The sequence below is a fragment of the Kistimonas scapharcae genome, assembly GCF_039540975.1.
Classification (GTDB): Bacteria; Pseudomonadota; Gammaproteobacteria; order Pseudomonadales; family Endozoicomonadaceae; genus Kistimonas; species Kistimonas scapharcae.
In genome coordinates this window covers 1-2,234 of record NZ_BAABFL010000053.1, presented here as the reverse complement: position 1 = coordinate 2,234, position 2,234 = coordinate 1, and the positions used below count along the sequence as shown (strand labels likewise).

Below are 2,234 nucleotides of genomic sequence, written 5' to 3'. Positions count from 1 at the left end.
GAGGCTTTTACCCACCTCCCCGGCCACATTGCCCACCGCAAACTCATGGCCTGACACTCGCCCGTTAGGCAGCAGGCTTTGCAAATATTCAGGCAACCGCGGCAGCAGACGATGACGTAACTCATCCACATCCAACCCCGGCGCAGATTCATCAGCCACCAGCGCGTCGTTAAAGTCCAGCCAATCACTCATCACTGTTATCCATTCATATGACCACTGCCAACCTGTGAAAAGCCGGTCCCGCAAGACCGGCGTCGTCCATTACTGCCCGTCCCAGTACGACTCCTGTGGCTGCTGGAAGGCATAATCAGGGTTGGTATGACCGGGCTGGTGGCCAGACTGCGTCTGCTGTGGTTGAGCGACAGCATTCATCAATGCCTGGTACTGCTTGTGCTCAGGGGTAATTGCGGACTTGATGATGTTGCGTTGTTCACCATCGCTGTCCGTTTCAACACCAATGCGCGCCACAAACTCAATCCCGTTGAGCTCACCGAAGTGATTCAGACGACGCGCCTTGACTGCCGGTGGACTGATATCGTCCTGACGCACCCTCCGCGATGAGCAAAGCATCGCCCGGACAAAACTGCGCCCCATCTCAGCCCAGGTCGGCCCCTTGGGACTGTGCAAACCGATCAGGCTCCAGATCTTGCGCTTCGCATACTGACCATCCAGCACCACAAACTCGGCATTGAGATAGGCAGCACCGGTCTCGCCCAGAGTTGCCCAACCGCCGGTCCAGCCCATATGGGGCTCGTCGTAGCCACCGGCTTTGATGGTCATGCGGACCTTGGCCAGCGTCCCCTTGGGGATGACGTCGTAATCCTCCTGCACTGTTGCATTGTTAAAGTCATTCCAGTCATTGTTAGGTTGTTGGTTAGACTGATTCATTTCACGCTCCTTGTTGCGATGGTTGTTGGGGTTCTGTCTGCGGTTGTGCCGGTGCGCTGGTGGCGTACTGCAACTGTCGCTCAGCTAATGGCTGGCTGATCTTCCTGAGCAACTTCCCCAGATGGGCCGGTTCGGTCTGGTCCAACCGCCCACTGCGATCCTTGGCCGGAAAGCCCCAGGGATTGAGTGTCTGGCAGACAAAACTGCGCTGCAGGTTGCCTTGTTCGTCCGGCAGGCTGGCCATGGTGATCACTTCATCGACAATCCCGGGGAGCTCCAGACCCGTCCGTGAGCCCTCGATCTGGGGCTGGAAGATCCGGCGATTAAAGTCGTCTACCCGCTCCTCCAGGATCCCCACGTAGATCACGTGTTTACCCCGTGCATGTTGCAGGTGATTCAACGCGGCGATCATCTCCCTGCCATGCAACCCGTATGCGCCGCGGGTATCGGGCTTGCCGGTTCGCTCACTGAACGCCTCAGCCTGCTTACTGCTCCACTGAAAGCAGAGTCTGGCCAGCGCTGTAATCGAATCAACAAAGAAGATGGCGTACTTATCCAGCCCTGCCGGATCACCGAACTTCTCGCAGGCGGCCTGATAATGCGCCGGGGAATACGGCTGCTTTTCTCCAAGGGCCGGGTTAGGACCGGCGATAAAGGCCACCAGCAAACGAAAATCCGGCCAGGTGGGTGGACGCACAGTGTCCCCCTGCCAACCCTGGACAGCGAGATCACCCGCTTCCAGATCAATAAACAGGGTTTTGTCTGCTGGCAGCGTCCACAGCTGCGAGGTTTTGCCTACACCGCTCTGCCCCAACAGCACGGCCTTGACGCCCTTGTGCTCCTGTTGCCGCTGCTCTGCGGTAATAATGGGAAGCTTCATACGTCACCTCCCAACTGGTCCGACTCCAGCGAACAGACGATCTCACGAGCCCGGGTTAAACGACGCAGGTAGCGGGCATTGTGCAAACGCTTTAAACAGCGGCTGGCATGATTGAGTTCCTGCACGNTGGCGCCTTGTCCTCCGTGCCCACCGGAGGCTGTCCAACCTGCCGGTACATATGCGCCTGCTCCCAGGCTTCCACGTCCTCTACCCGGTAACGGATCCGGTTACCAATTTTCAGGTAACGCGGTCCCTGCCCGTTGACCCGCCAGACACCCAGCGAACGCTCTGAAAAATTCCAGCGACGCGCCAGTTCCGACGGTGTGAGATAACAATCCATCATCGTTTTTCCTTTTTTGCTCGAGAGGCAGGATTAATGATGGCGAAAGGCCGGGGGATGGTTGGGGGACGAGGGGGATCAGGCGGGGGACGGAAGCAGAAAAGTGGAATTTAACGACATCCGGGT

4 protein-coding genes are annotated in these 2,234 nt (G+C 57.9%); all 4 read right to left on the bottom strand.

Going from position 1 to position 2,234, the window contains the following annotated elements; all coding sequences use genetic code 11:
• Window positions 1-192: hypothetical protein (locus ABD892_RS02975; protein WP_345193695.1), on the bottom strand; the 192-nt coding region annotated here is incomplete at its 3' end.
• Window positions 193-261: 69 nt separating this feature from the next.
• Window positions 262-888: a hypothetical protein gene (locus ABD892_RS02970; protein ID WP_345193693.1), complete on the bottom strand. Its 627-nt coding sequence runs from the start codon at window positions 886-888 to the stop codon at window positions 262-264.
• 1 nt (window position 889) lies between these two features.
• Window positions 890-1,768, bottom strand: coding sequence for an ATP-binding protein (locus ABD892_RS02965; RefSeq protein WP_345193690.1), 879 nt, complete (start codon window positions 1,766-1,768; stop codon window positions 890-892).
• Between the two features lie 91 nt (window positions 1,769-1,859).
• Window positions 1,860-2,108, bottom strand: coding sequence for a helix-turn-helix transcriptional regulator (locus ABD892_RS02960; RefSeq protein ID WP_425559153.1), 249 nt, complete (start codon window positions 2,106-2,108; stop codon window positions 1,860-1,862).
• Between the last annotated feature and the right edge of the window lie 126 nt (window positions 2,109-2,234).